Origin of the sequence: Ensifer sp. 4252 (assembly GCF_050434565.1) — a bacterium.
GTDB lineage: Bacteria > Pseudomonadota > Alphaproteobacteria > Rhizobiales > Rhizobiaceae > Ensifer.
This window is the reverse complement of record NZ_JBNDIU010000021.1, coordinates 22835-41910: the sequence shown is the minus strand read 5'-3', so window position 1 is coordinate 41910 and position 19076 is coordinate 22835. Positions and strand designations below refer to the sequence as shown.

Here is a 19076-nt window from a genome sequence, read left to right as displayed (position 1 = left end):
GGTTCCGCGATATATCGCGTCAGTCGTCCATCAGGCTCTTAAAGCCTGGCGAACATCCGGGTCTTCCAAGGTCTCGTCCAATGTTTGGCGGGTGCGCTCGACAATCGCGTCGATCTCCGCCGCGGTGCAGCACAGCGGCGGCGCATAGCCCAGCACGCCATTGGCGAAGGCGCGGATGACGAGACCGTTTTCCCAGGCACGATCGAAGATGCGGCGCGCCGGCTCTGCGGCCGCCGGCAAAGGGGTCTTCCTCGACTTGTCGACGACGAGCTCGACGGCGGCTAGCATGCCGCGGCCGCGCACATCGCCGACAAGGGGATGGTCCCTCAGGCTTTCGAGACCTTCCATCAGCCGTGCACCGGCCGTGACGCCGTTTTCCAAGAGGCCGTTCTCGTAGAGCCTCAGCACCTCGAGGCCGACAGCGGCGCTGACCGGATGCGCTGAATAGGTGTAACCGTGGCCGACGGCGGAAGCGCCGGCGCCGTCGGCAATCGTCTGATAGACGTGGTCGGCCATGAGCACGGCCCCCATCGGCACATAGCCGGACGTGAGACCTTTGGCCGTGGTGATGAAGTCCGGCACGATCTCGTCCTCGGTAGAGGCAAAGAGCGGTCCGGTGCGACCGAAGCCGGTGATCACCTCGTCCGCAACGAAGAGTATGCCGAGCTCGCGGCAGAGTTCGCGCATCGCCTTCATCCAGCCCTTGGGTGGCACCAGCACGCCGCCCGAACCCTGAATCGGCTCTGCATAGAAGGCGGCGACACGCTCGGGGCCGATTTCCCTGACCTTGCGGCGGAGAGCGGCCAGCGAGGCCTCGATGATCGCCTGCGGGCTCGATCCCACCGGATTGCGGTAGGCATAGTGAGACGGAATTTTGTGCTGCCAGTCGTAGGGAATGCCGAAGCCGGCATGGAAGGCCGGCAGCGCGGTCAGGCCGGCGCCGACCGTCGATGATCCGTGATAGCCTTGCTCCACTGAAATGAACTGATCGCGTTGCGGCTGGCCGCGGGCAATCCAATAATAGCGGATGAAGCGGATCGTGCTGTCGACGGCGTCGGAGCCGCCGAGCGTGAAATAGACGTGGTTGAGATCGCCCGGCGCGCGCTCGGCGAGTTCCGAGGCGAGGCGGATCGCGGGCTCGCAGCCGAGCCCGAAATAGGCCGTCGCATAGGGAAGCTCGCGCATCTGGCGGGCGGCCGCTTCGACGATTGACTCGTGGCCATAGCCGGCATTGACGCACCAAAGGCCGGCAAAGCCGTCGATCAGTTGCTTGCCCGAAGCGTCGGTGACCGTCGCGCCTTTCGCCGAGGCGAGCACGCGCACGCCGAGTTTTTCATGGCCGCGATAGGAGGCGACCGGATGAATGAGGTGGGCGCGATCGAGTTCGATGAGGGAATTGCTGTACATGACGATCTCCGGATCAGCCGAGCGCCTGATTGGCGAGGGCGAAGGTGGTAGCGGCCGGATCGGCGGCGCGGTGGATCGGGGGCTTCATCATGGCGATACCCCCGCCGACATGGGCGAGTCCCTGCTCGGCAAGCCAGAGAGTAAGGCCGGTCTCGGCAGTGGTATCGAGCCTGATGAACCGGCCGGTTCGCGTGGAAATGAAGTGGGCCACGAGCGCCTTGGCGTCTTCGAGACCTTCGGCGACGACAGGGCCGATGGCCTCGCCGCGGCCGAAGGGGCGGATGGCGCAGAACCCGCAAACGCGCCCGTCCCGGCGGATCACCGCAAAGTTGCCGACCTTGCCGAGATAGGCAATCATCCCTTCCCGGTCGGCGCCGAAGGCGAGGCGGTCGAGCGCGACGATCGCTTCGATGTCGGCCGCGGCCGCCTGTTCCGTTTGCCCAGGTTCGGCGATTGCTCCGACGATGCCCTGATGCTGCAACACGCGACCCGTCTCGCGGAAGCCGAGCTTTTCGTATAGCGGCAGGCCCTCAGTCGTTGCCACGAGTCTGAGCGGACGATCGGCCGCTAGCCGCAACGCGGCGTCCATCAGCTTGCGACCGAGGCCGCGGCCGCGCATCGCCTCGTCGACGATGACCATGTTGATCGCCGCACAGTCCGACTTGTAAGGGGTGACGAGTACAGTGCCGACGACCCGGTCGCCCTCAATCGCGACGACGCCTTCGCTCAGGGTCAGTGCCATCTGCCAATCTTCAAGGCGATGTGGCCAGCCGGCCTGCCGGGAGAGCTTGACGGCGGCTTCCAGATGCTCAGGCCCGAAGGCGGCAATATCGATCTGACTTGTCTGCATGGCATTTCCTTCATTTTCTGCCCGCAAGTCTGAAGGAGTGCCGGCCAGCAGATCGTCTGAAGACTTTGGCTCGCGCGGTATCTTATAGCTTTGCACATACCGGTCGCCGCATCTTATGCTGGCAGGGAAGAGCGCTGGGAGGGCGCCGGGGCGGAAGACGCCGTTGACCACCAGCAGGCCACACAACCTTCTGCCAAAGCCGGTGCTCGATACGATAGATTCTGCTTCGAACGCCGCCAAATCAGGCGAGGCGATGGGAGGCGCAACGCCTATGATCCTCACAGAATACTTGGTCCCGTTCTTTCAAGGATACGCACATGACGACGTTCCGTCCGAAATACATCACCTTCGACTGCTACGGCACGCTGACGAACTTCCAGATGGCGGAAGCGGCCCGCGACCTCTATCAGGAGCAGCTCAACGAGGCGCGCATGGCTGAATTCATCAAGAATTTCGCGGCCTACCGCCTGGACGAGATCCTGGGCGCCTGGAAGCCCTATGCCGAGGTGGTGCACAATTCGCTGGAACGGACCTGCAAGCGCAACGGTATTAAGTTCCGCGATGAAGCCGCGAAGGTGGTCTACGAGCGCGTGCCGACGTGGGGGCCGCATGCGGACGTGCCGGCGGGGCTTGCCAAGGTCGCCAAGGAGATCCCACTGGTGATCCTGTCGAATGCAATGAATTCGCAGATCATGTCGAATGTCGAAAAGCTTGGCGCACCCTTCCATGCGGTCTACACCGCCGAACAGGCGCAGTCCTACAAACCGCGCTTCAAGGGCTTCGAATACATGCTCGACATGCTGGGCTGCGGCCCCGAGGACATCCTCCACTGCTCGTCCTCCTTCCGCTACGACCTGATGTCGGCGCACGACCTCGGCATCAAGAACAAAGTCTGGGTCAATCGCGGTCATGAGCCGGGCAATCCCTACTACGGCTATGTCGAGATCGCCGATATCTCCGGGCTGCCGGGCGTCGTCGGTCTTTAGAAAAGGCGGTGCACCATGAAGTTCCTGTCCTACTGGCATGATACGGCCCCGGCCTTTGCCGGAGCTGCGCAAGGCCCGGTCGATGGCCATTACGACGTCGCCGTGATTGGCGGCGGCTTCACCGGCCTCAGTGCGGCCCGGCAGCTTGCCAGGGCGGGGGCGAAGGTCGTCGTGCTGGAGGCGGAGAAGGTCGGTTGGGGCGCCTCCGGGCGCAATGGCGGACACTTGAATAACGGGCTCGCCCATAGCTATCTCGCGGCCAAGGCGGAACTCGGCAGGGAGCGGGCGATTGCGCTCTACAAGGCGTTCGACGATTCAGTCGACACGATCGAGGCACTGATCTCCGAAGAAGGTATCGACTGCAACTTCCGCCGCGCCGGCAAAGTGAAGCTTGCCTCAAAGCCCCAGCATTTCGAGGCGATCGCCCGCAACTTCGAGGCGGTCAACGCGGAGGTCGATCCCGATACGGCGCTTCTCAGCGCCGAGGATCTGAAGCAGGAGGTCGGCTCACCCTTCTTCGGAGCAATGCTCTCGAAGAAGAGCGCGATGTTGCATATGGGGCGGTATGTCGTCGGCCTCGCCGAAGCGGCTACGCGCCATGGCGCCATGGTTTTCGAGAGCGCGGCGGTCACCGAGCATCGGCGGGGGGGCGGCCGGCACACATTGAAGACCCCCCGCGGCAGCGTCACCGCGGATGCGGTTCTTGTCGCCACCGGAGCCTACACGCCTTCGATCTTCGGTTATTTCCGCCGCCGCATCATCGCCGTCGGCAGCTTCATCATCGCCACCCGGCCGCTGACCGAGGCTGAGGTGAAGGCGACAATGCCGGGCAACCGCACCTGCGTCACGTCGATGAACATCGGCAATTATTTCAGGCTCTCGCCCGACAACCGGCTGATTTTCGGCGGCCGCGCACGTTTCTCGGCAACCTCCGATCAGAATTCGGACGGCAAGAGCGGCGCGATCCTCAAGGCGAGCCTTGCCGAGATCTTCCCGCAGCTTGGCAATGTCGAGATCGACTATTGCTGGGGCGGTCTTGTCGACATGACCAAGGATCGATTCCCCCGCGCCGGTTATCAGGATGGCGTTTGGTACGCCATGGGCTATTCCGGCCATGGAGCGCAGCTTTCGACGCATCTCGGCATGATCCTGGCGGATGCGATCCTCGACCGGCCGGACCGCAACCCGCTGAAGGGTCTCGAATGGCCGGCCGTGCCCGGGCACTTCGGCAAACCCTGGTTCCTGCCGCTCGTCGGCATGTATTACAAGATGCTGGACAGGATCCAGTAGACAACGCGGGGGTAGGAATAAGGGCGCGGACCGGACGGGTCCGCGCCCTTATTTGTTTGGATGACCTAGTCTGGCGTGCCGCGTCAAGTGTGCAGCGGTCTTGCGAAAGAGCTGAAGCGCCTGGCGCGCGCTTGAGAGCGGGATGAAGAAATACAGCGGCTTTTCGCGCGCATCCCGCTCTACTCCCAGCACCGATCATGTTTTAGGCTTCGGTTCGATTCGACCCAAGATCGTCGTGACCTACGGCGCGTCGCGTTCAATCGAATCACGCGACGCGCCATGCATTAATCCAGTCCGCCGATGTGGAAGCTCTTCATCTCGAGATATTCCTCGATACCGACCTGGGCGCCCTCGCGGCCAAGGCCGGATTGCTTGACGCCGCCGAAGGGGGCGACTTCGGTGGAGATGGCGCCGGTGTTGAGGCCGACCATGCCGAATTCGAGCGCTTCCGCCACACGCCACGAGCGTTTCAGGCTCTCAGTGTAGAAATAGGCAGCCAAGCCGAAGGGCGTGCCGTTGGCGATGGCGATTGCCTCCTCCTCCGTCTCGAAGCGGAAGAGCGGTGCGACGGGACCGAAGGTCTCTTCGCTGGCAAGCAGCATCTCGGTGGTGGCACCCGTGAGCACGATCGGGGCCTTATATTGTCTCCCCTCCGGCACCGACCTGCCGCGCGCCGCAAGCTTCGCGCCCTTGGCAAGCGCGTCCTCGACATGGCGGTCGATCTTGTCGATCGCCGCGTCATTGATCATCGGTCCGATCGCGATGCCGGGTTCCGTACCGGGGCCGACCTTCATTGCGTTAACGCGTGCGCCGAGCTTCTCTGCAAAGGCGTCATAGACGCCGGCCTGCACCAGGATGCGGTTTGCACAGACGCAGGTCTGGCCGCCATTGCGGAACTTGGACGCGATCGCGCCTTCGACCGCCAGATCAAGGTCGGCGTCGTCGAAGACGATGAAGGGGGCATTCCCGCCCAGTTCGAGCGAGAGGCGCTTGACGCTGTCGGCTGCGCCTCTCATCAAGAGAGAGCCGACGCGCGTCGAGCCCGTAAAGGAGATCTTGCGCACTGTTTCGTTCGCCATGAACTCGTTGCCGATTGCGGTCGGCATGCCGGTGACGATGTTGATCACGCCTGCGGGAATGCCGGCGCGCTCTGCCAGAATTCCGAGGGCGAGCGCTGAAAAGGGCGTGAACTCCGAGGGCTTGATCACCACCGTGCAGCCGGCCGCCAAGGCAGGTGCCACTTTGCGGGTAATCATTGCGTTCGGGAAGTTCCACGGCGTCACGATTGCGCAGACGCCGACCGCCTCTTTCAGAACGACGATGCGCCGATCGGCCGTCGGAGAGGGAATGGTGTGGCCGCCGATGCGACGAGCCTCCTCGGCAAACCATTTGACGAACGAAGCGCCGTAACGGATCTCGACGCGCGCCTCGTCGAGCGGCTTGCCCTGTTCCATCGTCAAGAGCAGCGCCAAATCCTCAAGGTTTTCGATCATCAGCGCATACCAGCGCTCAAGCAGCGCGGCCCGTTCGGCATGCGTCTTCTTCTTCCACGGTCCGAAGGCGGCAGCGGCGGCTTCGATGGCGGCGCGCGTTTCCTCTTTGTCCATGTCCGGAATGGTGCCGAGACGCGTCCGGCTAGCGGGGTCGAAAACGTCGACGGTCTTACCCGAGGCTGCTGCCAGCCAGGCTCCGTCGATGAGGCCCTCTTGCCGGAAAAGTTCCCTATCGTTCAACTTCATGATTTCTCTCCTCTAAAAATCAGTTGAGCGCGGCAAGTACCGCCGCCTTAATCGTTTCGGTTTTGTCTTTGCCCGCCACGGTGCCGATCCCGCGGGCGGTCGTTCTTTCGAGCGCGGTCATGACAATGCGCGCGGCTTCGCTTTCTCCGAGGTGCTCCAGCATCATCGCGCCGGACCATATGGCGGCGACGGGGTTGGCGATCCCGAGATGGGCGATGTCGGGTGCGGAGCCGTGTACCGGCTCGAACATCGACGGGGCGCTTCGATCGGGGTTGATGTTGGCGGAAGCCGCAAAGCCGAGCCCGCCCTGAATGGCGGCACCGAGATCAGTCAGGATGTCGCCGAAGAGGTTCGAGGCGACCACGACATCGAGGCTCTCGGGCGCCATCACCATGCGCGCGGCCATCGCGTCGATGTGGTAGCTCGTCACCTCGACATCCGCGTAGTCGGCAGCGAGCTCTCGCGTAATCTCGTCCCAGAACACCATGGAGTATCTCTGGGCGTTGGATTTTGTCACCGAAGCGAGTTTGCCGCGGCGTTGGCGGGCCTGCTCAAAGCCGAAGCGCAGGATCCGTTCGATGCCCGTGCGCGTGAAGATCGAGGTCTCCACCGCGACCTCATCGCCCGTTCCCTGATGCACGCGGCCGCCGGCGCCGGAATATTCGCCTTCGGTATTCTCGCGGATGCAGAGGATGTCGAAATTTTCCGCCTTCAACGGACCTTGGACACCCGGCAGCAGCCGGTGCGGGCGGATATTGGCATATTGCACGAAAGCCTTGCGGATCGGCAGGAGCAAGCCGTGGAGTGAGACGGAATCGGGCACTTCCGCGGGCCAGCCGACGGCGCCGAGCAGGATTGCATCGAAGCGGCGCAAGATTTCTATGCTGTCCGTCGGCATCATCGCGCCCGTTTCCCTGTAAAAGGCGCAGGACCATGGAAAGGGCGTGCCGGTGAGCGAGAAGCCGGAATGCCTGGCGACGGTCGAAAGAACCTGCCAGGCCGCATCCGTTACGGCTTGGCCAATGCCGTCGCCGGGGATGAGTGCGATCGAATAGGATTTCATGGAGGCTCCTAGAGGCTGATGAGAACGCTCTTGCTCTTGCGGTTGGCTTGGTACGCCTCGCGTCCGAGGTCCTTGCCGACGCCAGAGCGCTTGTAGCCGCCGGTCGGCAGGATGTGGTCGCGCGAGCGGCTATAGCGGTTGACCCAAATCGTACCGGCCTGCAGCAGTCGCGTCAGCCGCAGCGCGCGCGACAAGTCGCGGGTGAAGAGGCCAGCCGCCAGGCCGTAGGTCGGGTGATCGGCGAGAGCCAGTGCCTCCTCTTCGTCGGCGAAGGTCTGCATGGTCAGGACCGGACCGAAGATTTCTTCGGTAATCGCTGGCGAGGAGCTGTCGCGCACGGCCATCAACGTCGGCTGATAGAAATAGCCCGGCCCATCCATTGGGGCGCCCCCGAACAGGCATTCGCCGCCCGCCGCAACGGCAGCCTCGACGATGCCGTGGATGCGGTTCAACTGGCGCTTCGAGATGATCGGCGAGTACTCGCTCGCCTCATCCCAGGTCGGACCCGGCTTCGCCGCCTTCATGCGCGTGACGATCGCCTCGGCGAGCGGCGCAGCAACGCTTTCCTCGACGATCAGGCGGGAGCCGGCGATGCAGGCTTGGCCAGCGTTAGACATCATGCTCTGGGCGATTACCGCGGCCGCCTTGTCGAGATCGGCATCGGCGAAGACAAGTTGCGGGCTCTTCCCGCCGAGTTCAAGCGTCATGGGCTTGACCCCGGTGCGGGCGATATTGGCCATGATGGCCGAGCCGGCGCCGGTCGAGCCGGTGAAGCTGACCTTGGCGATGTCCGGATGGCCGGTGAGGGCAGTGCCGGTCACCGGACCGTCGCCCAGCACGATATTAACGAGACCGGCCGGCAGGCCGGAGCGGATCGCGAGTTCGGCGAGGTAGACGGTCGAAAACGGCGTCATTTCCGATGGTTTCAGGACTACGGCATTGCCGGCTGCAAGCGCGGGGCCGAGCTTCCAGGCGGCCATCGAAACGGGGAAATTCCACGGAGTGATGGCGCCGACGACGCCATAGGGCTCGGTCATGACCATGCCGAGACTGCCGTCGTCGGTCGGCACGAGATCGCTGCCTTCCTTATCGGCGAATTCGGCGAAGAAGCGGATCTGCTCGGCGCTGACGGCGATATCGCCGGCGATCAGGTGTCCGACCGGGCGGGTCGAGGAAAGCGCCTCGAGCTTGGCGAGGGTTTTCGCCTCCCTTTCGATCAGGTCGGCCCAGCGTTGCAGCACGACTGTGCGCTCGCGCGGACGCACGCCGCCCCAGTTGCTCGTCTTCAGCGCATTCTTGGCGGTTTCGACGGCGCGGTCGACGAGTGCCTCGCCCGCGAGCGGGCAGCCCGCATAGGCCCTGCCGTCGGACGGACGATGCATGTCGATAACGCCCTCGGCAGGGATCAGCCGGTCGCCGATGAAGTGCCCGACGGGCAGGGGAAGAGTGTCGGGGTCAAAGCTGAGAGTCATAGCGGGTCCTCGGATAAGCTCATGCGAGGCTACCGGAAGAACGCGAGCAGCATGCATCGAGTGGCGATGCGGCGACGGCGGAAAATTACGTTTTCAGTGACGAGACAGCGAAATCTTCGGAGGCTGAGATGGCCGGTCGGTGACGTATCGGCGATGCGCCGGAGCAATCCGACAGGGGCACGAGAAAGCGATTGCCAGGCTGGAGCAGCGGACGACACGCCAGAAAGCCGCGAGCGTGCCGTGGTGGGCGAGGATGCCGGTTACCGGCAAGTTTCCGCCGAAACCAGTTTGAGCGCGATCCGAGGGAGATAGGCCTTGTATCACAGGCCTCGATCGGATCGCGCGGCGGGCACTACATGACCGTTACGTAGATCTTACGTACGGTCTCGATCGTCTTCCAGACACCGACAAACCCCGGCTTCATGACGAAGCTGTCACCGGCTTTGTAGACGACCGGCCTGCCGCCTTCCGGCGTGAGTTCGACGACACCGGAGAGGATATGGCAGAACTCGAATGTCTCGCCCTTAATCGAGCGCGTCTCTCCGGGGGTTGCCTCCCAGACGCCTGTATGGATCATCTCCCCCCGCGCGACGTCTTGAGCCCAGGTCTTGAAGGAGGGACTGCCGGAGATCAGGCGTTCCGGAAGCGGACCGGACTCGCGCGGCGGGAAAGAGGGATTGGTGTCGATGTTCTTCAAGAGGGACATGGGTTTCCTTTCCTAGGATTGAGAGCTTAATAGCCGCGGCCGCGATCGATGAGCCCCATGGGATCAAGTCCGGCCCGATGACGCTTGATGTTCTCGATCACGGCCTCGGCGGCTGTTTCCGGTTGGGTGACGCTTGCTATGTGCGGCGTCAGCAGGATTTTCGGGTGGCTCCAGAAGGGATGACCCGTTGGCAACGGTTCGGGATCGGTGACGTCGATGACAGCACCGGAGAGATGGCCGCTATCGAGCGCCCCGATCAATGCTGCATGATCGAGCTGCGGCCCGCGGCCGACATGAACAAGTGCCGCGCCGGCCGGGAGCTTGGCGAAGAGGGCGGCATTGAGAAAGCCGCGCGTCACGTCGGTTAAAGGCAGGAGACAAATGAGGATGTCGGTATAGCCCACCAGACTGTTGAGACCGTCAGCACCGTGCAGGCACCTGACACCCTCGTGCTCGTGCGCGCTGCGGCTCCAGCCGGATAGCGGAAAGCCGAAGGGCTTCAATCGTTCGAGCACCGCGGTGCCTAGCATGCCGAGGCCGAGCACGCCGATACGGCGTTCCGAAGCCTGAACCGGTGAAATGGTCCGCCAATGTTCGCTGCGCTGTTGGTCCAGATAGGCCGGCAGGTTGCGATGGAGCGCGAGCACGGCAAGTGTCACATATTCCTGCATCATCCGCACGATGCCGTCCTCGACCATGCGCACGACCTTCACATGCGGCGGCACGGCCCCGATGCGGAACTGGTCGATGCCGGCGCCGATCGAGAAGAGAATTTCAAGGTTGCGATAGCGCGAGAGATCTTCGGGAACCGTCCAGGTGATCAGGTAGCGCACCGCATCCGGATCGACCGCCGCCGGATCCGTGGCGAAAGGAACGTCCGGAAGCTCACGCGAAAAAGCTTCGGCGAAAATCGCACCGCGTTTTGCGTCGGAATTGAAGAGGAAGGTCATCGCGCGTCTCCTTCTTGATGCCTCAGGCGCGGCAACATTCGCCGAGCCGCAAGATCATCGCCTGGCAGGCCAGGAGCTCATCGACCAGGATGAATTCGTCGGGCTTGTGGGCGCGGCCGATCTCGCCGGGGCCGCAGATGATCGCGTTGATGCCAGCCCGTTGGAAAAGTCCCGCCTCGGTGCCGTAGCTGACGGCCGGGAGAGACTCGAGACCGGTCAATTCTTCCAGCAGCCGCGCAAGCGGCGCATCGGGGCCGAGCGAAAGTGCCGGATAGGAGCTCAGTTCCTGCCATTCCACTTCGAAGCCGCGTTCCGACAGCGCCTCGGCCGCCTCTCGCATCGGCGCGAGCAGTTCCGCCGGATCGACGCCTGAAATCGCCCGTGCCTCGAACTCGGCCTCGCAGGTGTCCGGGATGATGTTGACCGCCTGGCCGCCCTTCACCGTGCCGATCTGCAGAGAGGAGTAGGGCGGGTCGAAAACATGCTCGAAAGGACCACGGGCCAGTCGGTCGGCTTCGGCGACCGCCCGTGCGAAGACGCCCGCAATGGCATGGATGGCATTCAGTCCCATGTCGGGCCTCGACGAATGGCCGGAACGCCCCTTGACCGTAAGTCTGGCGGCGGCCTTGCCTTTGTGGGCGCGGATCGCGTGCAAGCTGCTCGGCTCGCCGATGATCGCGCCGAGCGGCATCGCGCAGAGTTCCGGCAGGCGCGCGATCATATGTGGCACGCCGCGGCAGCCCGCCTCCTCGTCATAGGAGAAGGCGAGGTGCAGCGGTCGGCGCAGGTGCATCTTGGCGAGCTTTGGCGCGACGGCGAGGGCGGCGGCCAAGAAACCCTTCATGTCGGTGGCGCCCCGCCCATAAAGTCGGCCCGCCTCTTGACGCAGACGGAAGGGATCGCCCGTCCAACCGCTTTCGGCCGCCGGAACGACGTCCATGTGACCCGACAGGATATAGCCCGGCACCTCTTTCGGACCGATCGTGGCGAACAGGTTAGACCGATCGCGCTCCGGGCCGGGAAGCAGGGTGACGGCGATGCCGTGGTTTTGCAGATAGCCGCGGATCCAGGCAACGATGTCAGTATTGGGGGTGCTGACGACGGAGGGGAAGCCGATGAGCTTTTCGAGGATTTCCACTGCCTGCATTCTTGTCCTCACAGCATCCCGGTTCGCTGGGGTCAGCGCCGTCGATCATGCCCAGTACTTTAGAAGCCTATCGAGGCTTTACATGCCGAAAGCGTGTCGGATTTGGAGGATTGTGTTGCGTCAGGCGGCCTCTCAAGTGAATTGTATCGATCGCAATGTCCTAGTCTAACGGGTAAAGGTTTTTGGCCGCGGGCCGGTTGGAAGGCGGGACGAGACAAGACGCCGGCAGGGACGGGAGGCAAGGAGTGGACGCACCGACATCCGAATCCAAAGTCATTGACAGTTTCGAAATGCGCATAGCCGGGATCGAGAGCGCCGATCTCGAGCAACTGCACGCCCTGTCGGTTTCCGTCGGGTGGCCGCTTCGCTCCGAGGACTTGCGGCTCCTGCGCGAGGTCGGCCGCGGCTATGTGGCGCTTGATGAAATCGGCAGGCTGACAGGTTCAGCCATGTGGTTTCCGCACGGTGATGATTTCGCGACCATAGGCATGGTGATTACTTCGCCGCGGCTGCAGACAAACGGCGCCGGGCGATGGCTCATGGACCACGTGCTTTCGGATTGCCGGGGACGCGATCTGAGGCTCAATGCGACGAGGGCCTCCCGCCGCCTTTACCATTCGCTTGGTTTTGAGCCTATACGGACCATATACCAATGCCAGGGCATGGCCCGCCGGCCGACCGACTTGATTAGGCAAATGGAGCAACCGGAGGTCCGGCGACTGGAAGGGAAGGACCTTGCCGCTGTCGTCGAGCTGGATGTAGGAGCATTCGGCGTTTCGAGGGCGGCGCTGATTGGCAAGCTCTTCGCACAATCCATAGGCTACGGCTTGGTTCGTGGCGGCCGGCTGTGCGCTTTCGCGCTTTGCCGTCCTTTTGGCAGGGGGCATGTCATTGGCCCGGTCGTGGCAGAAACTGATGCTGACGCCGTCGCAGTGATACGGCAACATGTCTCCGCCCACGAAAATCAATTTCTGCGCCTCGACACACCAGTCGAGACCGGCACTTTCGCCACATTCCTCTCGCAATCCGGCCTGACCGTCTTCGACACAGTGCTCGCAATGTCCCGGCGGGGCAAAGGCGGCGCGGTCGTAGTACCAGGACCGAACCTCTACGGGCTGGCAAGCCACGCGCTTGGCTGAGCCTTTACGGCTTCTGCAATGGCAAGATCACACGCGTTCAAGCCTCGCAAAAACTTTGGTCCTCGGCTTGAATGTCCCCGTTATTTCGCTCGAGTGCCGGCGCGCGCTCGAGACGCGGCACAGGTTTTCCAGACGGCGCGAATAACGGTATCGAGCCGTAATGTTCACGGGCGGTGGGGGCGGAATTTGGCGATTACTGCCAGCCTGTCTTGCAGTAGTAGGGCGGCGCGCGAAGGTCCGCTTTTGAGGCAATTCGGTGATTGGCGGCGTAGGGTCGAAGGGAGCCGCTCTTCTAGAGCCCTGTACAACGGCTTGTTGCAAGGATGTTCACGTTTTGGGCTGAAAAGATGGTGTAACGGGCGGAAGCCGGCCCGCCCGGTTTGAAGGGCCGGTGGTCGTTCCTCACAATGATGGTGTCGCGGAGTCAGGAGTGGCCTGCTCCCTAGCAGCACGGAGAGACGACCATGAAGCAGTATGCCGGCATCGACGTGTCACTGGAAGTGTGTGCGTGTTGGATGCGGATGGCCGCATTGTGCGGGAAGTAAAGATCCTCAGCGAACCCGATGCGCTGATCGCCTGGTTCGGCGAGCACGGCGTGGCGATGGAGCGAATTGATCTGGAGGCCGGCCCCTTAAGGGATTGACGCAAAGCCCGTTACAGAAGATCGCATAATGTATCGACTGAAACTGTCGGCAATTTAGCTATCAGTTTTTCCGGTCGCGGCCCGAACGCATAGGCAGCGGGCAATGCGAAATTGGGTAGCAAAAACCACCAGATTGGAATCTAACAAGAGTTATCCCAAACGGGCGGCAGAGTATCGGTACGCCGTCACCGAGCTCATCTACGGTCTCTCCGACGATTTATGCTGGTCCGCGCTGCATTCATCCAGCCGCAAAGGCTTGTCGAGTTGCGCCAGCACCTCGGGCGTGGCGCAGGGCGGGAATCCCGCGAGCCGCATGGTCTCGATATGCCTCTGAGTCTCGGCAGCACTGAAGGCCTTATCATTGGCGATAGTCTCGATGGCGAGGTCCGGGTGACGCCGGAGTGCTTCCTTGACCGTGGCCTCCGCCTCAGCCTTTCGGCCGAGAACGGCAAGGCTGCCCGCGCGTTCGACCCACGCATATTTGCTGTAGTTGTCGGGGGTTTGGCGCTCCATCACCTTCAGCGCGTCCTCGTAGCGGCCGGCCATGAAATATGCATAGCGCAGTCCGCCGCTTGCCCATGGTTTGTAGTTGGGGTTGAGCCGAACCGCGCGATCAGCCAGTTCCGCCCCGAGCGCAGGCTCACCGAAGGCGCTCGCCCAGCTAAGATAGTAGGTGAGAACCGAAAAAGAGCCGGGATTGAGCCGCAGCGCGATGTCGAGTTCAGTCTTGGCTCGGCCGAACTCCCCGTTACGGGCAAGTATCTCACCGAGCGCGGCATGCGTGGCATCATCGTTCGGGTCCAGCGCCACGGCGCGTTCGGCCGCTTCCATGGCTGCCCGGTTCGATTCATCCCAGTGGGCACCATAATTCGCGGCCATACTGTACGCCTCAGCGAGACCGGCCCAAGCCCGCGCGTAGCCTGGATCGGCTGCGACTGCCTTCTTGAGAATTTCAGTTGACTCCGCGAGACTGTCGCTCGTGGGGCTAAGCTGCTTTTCGATTCCCAGAAGTGTGAGTTCGTACGCTGTCAGGCTCTGTGGCTGCTTTCGCCTCGCTACGCCGAGATCGACATTCTTGATTGGACCCGTGGTCATTTCGAGTTGGCTGGTGATTTCATTGGCGATTTCGGTTTGAACTGCGAAAAAGTCTTGCACAGGGCGGTCCCAATTGTCTGACCAAACGTGAGCTCCAGTCGTCGAATCGATGAGCTGTGCTGTGGCGCGGAGGCGTTCGCCTTGGCGCTGGATCGAGCCTTCGAGCACGTACCGGACGTTGAGATCGCGTCCGATCTGCCGGATGTCCGCGGATTTGCCTTGGTAGAGTTCCGTTGAATTGCGCGCGATGACGTCGAACTCGCGCATGCGGGAAAGATCGGTGATGACGTCTTCGGTCAAGCCATCGGCGAGCCGTGCAGTCCCGGCATCGCCGCCATAGTCGTCGAAAGGTAGGACCGCGATCGACGGCTTGGCGCTGACGACAACAGTCGGCCAAAATTGCCAAGCCGTTGCCGCGAGCATCAGGACAACGATTGCGGTCAATGCACCCAACATCGCCCGACGGGGGAGCATCTTGACGCGAACGTAGCGCGCTTTCCTTCCATCAAGTCTCATGCGATAGACGCGAACTGGCCGGAGGATATTTTTCACATGTTGCTCGCCGACAAAATCGAAGGTGCAATCGACCTTGCCTTGAAGATGGTCGAAGGCTGTGCCCGATATCATCACGCCGCCAGGCTCACACAACTGTTCAAGCCGCGCGGCCACATTGACGCCGTCGCCATACACATCGCCCTCCAGCAGCGCCACATCGCCGAGGTTGATCCCGATGCGGAGCACCAAGCGCTCAGATTCGGTTAATCCGGCATTTCGCGAGGTCAAGGTTTTCTGGGTTTCCGCGGCGCAGGCGACCGCGTCAACGACACTGTCGAAGACTACAAGCGTGCCGTCGCCCATCAGCTTGACGGTGCGACCGTGATGCCCGGCGATGGCGGGATCGATCAAATCGGCGCGCAGGGTTCTTAGTCGAGCAATGGTGCCGGCCTCATCGGCCTCCATTGCACTCGAATAGCCAACAATATCTGCTGCCAGGATCGCCAGCAGCTTCCGTTCGAGCGGGGGAACCTCCATCTCGCGCCCCTCAAATATAGGTGGATGAGTCTATACCCGTGGAAGTATCGTGGCCAGCATTACCCCTCTGAAGTCATCCCACGATCCGGACGGTTCATGCGTCCATAGATCTCTAATTGTGAATTATATTAGCTTGTTAAGGCCCGCTCGTGGTCTTTGCTTATATGAGGAGGGTCAACACGGAACTTGGTTTGAATTCGACTAACAAAGACGTCATCGATATCGCGAGATCACTCGTCAGGGCGGGCAGGTGAGGCGAGCTGCCGAGGGTTACCTTCGTTGCGATTTCTCGGTCACGCGGAGCGGCTTGCCGGGCCTAGGCTCCCCGGATCCCGGCCGTCGCGATGCTGATCCTCCGAGGCGAGGCTTTTAACCGGGCAAGCCGCGCGCGAACGGGCTCTGGCAGCAGGGCTACCCGCGCCTGGTACCCTCATTCAAGAGCAGCAAGAGTTCCGATCACGCTGACGATGCAATCGGGCAAACGTTGAGCGCAGGCTCACTTTGTGATGCGCTTAAGGACACCATCGAGCGCTCGCCTCAGCGCATCCGTCCCGCCCTCACCGTCGAAATCTTGAAACACTTGCTCGTTGAGGCCACCCTTGGTGGCGAACTCGCGGCTCATATCGATAAATTTGATATCGTTTTCGGCAAGAGCTGCTGTTTCTGCGAGACCGGCAAAGAGTGGGGCGAGATAGGCGCGGCTCTTTTCTTCCGGCAAACCGTTCTCTGCGAGCCATTCCGTCGTGCGGTGCATGATGCCGAAATAGGTCGCCATCAGGGCGCTCGCGGTAGCGAGAAGGTCGTATTCCGCCTTGGTTTCACATTGGACAGAGTTGCCGAGCACATTGAAGATCGCGGCCGTGCCCTCATCCGGTGGGTAGACGTGCTTTCGGCGGCTGGTTGCGCAACTGCTCCAAGTTCACAAAGCTCTGTCACAGCCTCATATGGCCCGGTATTGCGGTAGTCGAGGCCCTAAATCGTGTGACTGGCGCGTTCGTCCGTCGCTTCGTGCCGAATGTTGGTGGTTCGGCATACGACAAAAAGCCTGATCCCCCGTTTTCAGCGCCGGTAGCTATCTAGGCATTAGTTTGCGCCACGGTTCGGGAAGGCGTGCGAACCTGCTAACGGCGCGAATCCGTCGTTTGTGAAAATAGGGAACCGTCGTCGCCGCCAGCCACGAAAGCGATGGTACCACTTCCGCGGCATTCCTCTGAAAATGAGAGTAGGATCCTTCAGGGGAGAGAAGAGATGCCAGTCGGCCTAGTAGACTATGAGCCCGTCACTCTGAGCCAAGGGTTGTGAGCTATCGATGACGCCAGGACCAGAAAATTATAAAGAGCTTCTGCTTTTTCTGACGACGGCCGGCGTCATAGTACCACTGTTTGGGCGATTGAAACTGAGCCCCGTTTTTGGGTTTCTCGCAGCCGGCATCCTGCTTGGTCCCTTCGGTCTTGGAGCACTGGTAGGAGATTGGCCGTGGCTCTCTGCAATCTCTATCACTGACGCCGGACAGATAGCGCATCTTGCCGAATTCGGCGTAGCATTCCTGCTTTTTATGATCGCGCTCGAGCTGTCGTGGAGCCGTCTTCTGCTAATGCGCAGACTGGTTTTCGGATTGGGCGGCTTGCAAGTACTTACTACGACAGCCATGCTCGCGGCCATCGCGGGCTTGCTGGGTCAAACTCCTGCTTCAGCAGTAGTGCTGGGCAGTGCGCTCGCCATGTCGTCGACGGCAATCATCATACCGTCGCTTGTTGAGCGCAAACTGCTGAACACGACAGTTGGACGGGCAAGCTTCGCCGTACTGCTCTTCCAGGATCTCGCGGTGGCGCCTCTCCTGTTCATGGTGACAGTTTTGGGCACAAATGGGGGGGCGGGGCTCGGCGCCGGCCTGTTGTATGCCCTGGCGCCCGCCGCCGTGGCGCTTTTCGCGATGGCCGGCCTCGGTCGCCTCATTCTGCGGCCTTTGTTCAAGCTGGTCGCGACGACAAAGAGTGACGAGTTGTTCGTCGCTGCATGCCTCTTGGTCGTAATCGGTTCTGGTCTAATCACAGCCCTCAGTGGTCAGTCCATGGCGCTGGGTGCTTTCGTCGCAGGTCTCCTACTCGCTGAAACCGAGTATCGTCGTCAGATCGAGGTTACGATCCAGCCGTTCCAGGGGCTTTTGCTCGGGCTCTTCTTCGTCTCCGTTGGAGCTCGTCTGGATCTGTCCGAGATCATTGCCAACCCGATCGTCACCCTCGGCGTCGCGATTGGCCTGTTTGCCATAAAGGCTCTCACCCTCTTTCCCATCGCTTGCCTGTCAGGACTGACGACCCGCAATGCCGGCGAGGTCGCACTTGTGCTAGGACCTGGCGGCGAGTTCGCGTTGATCCTTATCGGTGCTGCTGTGGCAGGCAATGTGGTCCCTGGCGCCGTTGCCGCCACTGCCACAGTTGCGGCAACCTTGACAATGATCGGCGTTCCCTTGCTCGTGCGGCTGCTAGGCCGCGATCGGGCACCTAGCGGTACGGCCGATCCTTCGTTTGCAGGATTAACGCCCCAGCATGACGACGGCTTGGAGCGTGTGATCGTTGTCGGATATGGGCGTGTCGGGCATCTGGTGGCGGAGATGCTCACGCGACATGGGTTGAGGTTCCTGGCAATCGACGCCGATCCCGTGCTTGTTGGAAAGGAGCGAGGGCGGGGTTCTACGATCTATTATGGCGATGCTACCCGAATTGAGTTGCTTCGACGCTGCGGTATCGAGAGTGCTCGCGCGCTTGTTGTGACTTTGGACAATGCCGAGGCTGTGGCGTCTATCGTCTCCTCTGCAAGATCCGAGCGGGCGGATCTCACTATTGTCGCCCGCGCACGGGATGCGGTGCATGCAACTGAATTATACGAGCTCCAAGTGACGGATGCGGTCCCAGAGACCATCGAAGCGAGCCTTCAGTTGTCCCAAGCGGTGCTTGTTGGCATCGGCATTCCGATGGGTCCGGTAATAGCATCCATTCATGAGCGGCGGGATGAATTTCGCAAGATGCTACAGCCACAGGACGGTTCGAACAGGGAACGGCATGCGATCCGACCGCGTAAGTCAAAATGAATCGAAGTCTCCTGGAATTATCGTTGACATCTTGGGACCCTCATTGACTGCGGCTCCGGGAACCACTGCGACCGGGGTAGCTTCAGAGCCGGCTTGAAGTAAACGATGGTGAGCGGCTCGCGCACGACCCGAGAGGCGTCAACGCCTGAAAAGGCGTCAGGTGCACCTTAAGCTTGGGCTAATCGGGATCCAAACCGCGTCGAGCACGTCACGGCCGGTGCGCGGCCGTGGATGCAGCCAAGGGCCCCCGGTGGCACGCCTGTCAGGCGACTGCATCACAACGGGATTGCCTGTCGCGGCACAAGACGGCCCTGCCTTGGATGGCCTCGGTTGGAGTGTGGCAACACTTCAACTCACTAAATGACGTTTTGGCAGACGCAGGAGCTTGGAGGCTACGCAACCGTGTAACGATGGAAATGATCACCTTCGGTCCAAGCCAGCAGTTGAGAGAGGGCCATGGGCCTTTGCG

General features: G+C 61.8%; 13 protein-coding genes and 2 pseudogenes. 5 read left to right on the top strand and 10 right to left on the bottom strand.

Translation table 11 applies throughout. The features are described from left to right. Positions 1 to 30 precede the first annotated feature (30 nt). Positions 31 to 1407 carry an aspartate aminotransferase family protein gene (locus ABIE33_RS28115; RefSeq protein WP_429131173.1) on the bottom strand — a complete coding sequence of 459 codons (1377 nt, stop codon included), beginning with the start codon at positions 1405 to 1407 and terminating at the stop codon, positions 31 to 33. A 13-nt stretch (positions 1408 to 1420) separates the two neighbouring features. Next, positions 1421 to 2257 carry a GNAT family N-acetyltransferase gene (locus ABIE33_RS28110; protein ID WP_429131171.1) on the bottom strand — a complete coding sequence of 279 codons (837 nt, stop codon included), beginning with the start codon at positions 2255 to 2257 and terminating at the stop codon, positions 1421 to 1423. Positions 2258 to 2574: 317 nt separating this feature from the next. Between ABIE33_RS28110 and ABIE33_RS28105 the strand changes: the two genes are divergently transcribed. Beyond that, the gene (locus ABIE33_RS28105) at positions 2575 to 3243 is read left to right on the top strand and encodes a haloacid dehalogenase type II (protein WP_429131169.1); all 669 of its coding nucleotides are present in this window, start codon (positions 2575 to 2577) and stop codon (positions 3241 to 3243) included. Positions 3244 to 3258: 15 nt separating this feature from the next. After that, positions 3259 to 4533: an NAD(P)/FAD-dependent oxidoreductase gene (locus ABIE33_RS28100; protein ID WP_429131167.1), complete on the top strand. Its 1275-nt coding sequence runs from the start codon at positions 3259 to 3261 to the stop codon at positions 4531 to 4533. A gap of 284 nt (positions 4534 to 4817) precedes the next feature. Here the strand turns inward: ABIE33_RS28100 and ABIE33_RS28095 are convergent, their stop codons facing one another. The 6 genes from ABIE33_RS28095 to argE all read right to left on the bottom strand — a co-directional run bounded on the left by ABIE33_RS28095 (position 4818) and on the right by argE (position 11610). Continuing rightward, the gene (locus tag ABIE33_RS28095) at positions 4818 to 6272 is read right to left on the bottom strand and encodes an NAD-dependent succinate-semialdehyde dehydrogenase (RefSeq protein WP_429131165.1); all 1455 of its coding nucleotides are present in this window, start codon (positions 6270 to 6272) and stop codon (positions 4818 to 4820) included. A gap of 19 nt (positions 6273 to 6291) precedes the next feature. Further along, positions 6292 to 7335, bottom strand: a complete 1044-nt coding sequence (locus tag ABIE33_RS28090; RefSeq protein ID WP_429131163.1) for a tartrate dehydrogenase — start codon at positions 7333 to 7335, stop codon at positions 6292 to 6294. Between the two features lie 8 nt (positions 7336 to 7343). Then, the gene (locus tag ABIE33_RS28085) at positions 7344 to 8807 is read right to left on the bottom strand and encodes an aldehyde dehydrogenase family protein (RefSeq protein WP_429131161.1); all 1464 of its coding nucleotides are present in this window, start codon (positions 8805 to 8807) and stop codon (positions 7344 to 7346) included. A 352-nt stretch (positions 8808 to 9159) separates the two neighbouring features. Then, on the bottom strand, positions 9160 to 9513 hold the full coding sequence (locus ABIE33_RS28080; RefSeq protein ID WP_057249992.1) for a cupin domain-containing protein: 354 nt from the start codon (positions 9511 to 9513) through the stop codon (positions 9160 to 9162). A 26-nt stretch (positions 9514 to 9539) separates the two neighbouring features. Continuing rightward, entirely contained in the window at positions 9540 to 10463 is a 924-nt protein-coding gene (locus ABIE33_RS28075; RefSeq protein ID WP_429131159.1) for a 2-hydroxyacid dehydrogenase, read from the bottom strand. Between the two features lie 22 nt (positions 10464 to 10485). Further along, positions 10486 to 11610 carry an acetylornithine deacetylase gene (gene argE, locus ABIE33_RS28070; RefSeq protein WP_429131157.1) on the bottom strand — a complete coding sequence of 375 codons (1125 nt, stop codon included), beginning with the start codon at positions 11608 to 11610 and terminating at the stop codon, positions 10486 to 10488. Positions 11611 to 11855: 245 nt separating this feature from the next. Here argE and ABIE33_RS28065 point away from each other — a divergent pair, with 245 nt between their 5' ends. Then, on the top strand, positions 11856 to 12749 hold the full coding sequence (locus tag ABIE33_RS28065) for a GNAT family N-acetyltransferase (protein WP_429131155.1): 894 nt from the start codon (positions 11856 to 11858) through the stop codon (positions 12747 to 12749). A 464-nt stretch (positions 12750 to 13213) separates the two neighbouring features. Next, positions 13214 to 13383, top strand: a pseudogene (locus ABIE33_RS28060) (IS110 family transposase); the annotation flags it as partial. A gap of 207 nt (positions 13384 to 13590) precedes the next feature. Here the strand turns inward: ABIE33_RS28060 and ABIE33_RS28055 are convergent. Together ABIE33_RS28055 and ABIE33_RS28050 are read right to left on the bottom strand one after the other, a co-directional pair. Next, positions 13591 to 15519, bottom strand: coding sequence for an adenylate/guanylate cyclase domain-containing protein (locus ABIE33_RS28055; protein ID WP_429131152.1), 1929 nt, complete (start codon positions 15517 to 15519; stop codon positions 13591 to 13593). A gap of 496 nt (positions 15520 to 16015) precedes the next feature. After that, positions 16016 to 16402: pseudogene (locus ABIE33_RS28050) on the bottom strand (pyrroline-5-carboxylate reductase dimerization domain-containing protein); the annotation flags it as partial. Positions 16403 to 16828: 426 nt separating this feature from the next. Between ABIE33_RS28050 and ABIE33_RS28045 the strand changes: the two are divergent. Further along, a complete protein-coding gene (locus ABIE33_RS28045) occupies positions 16829 to 18607 on the top strand; it encodes a cation:proton antiporter (RefSeq protein ID WP_429131151.1) in 1779 nt (592 codons plus the stop codon). Positions 18608 to 19076: the final 469 nt, after the last annotated feature.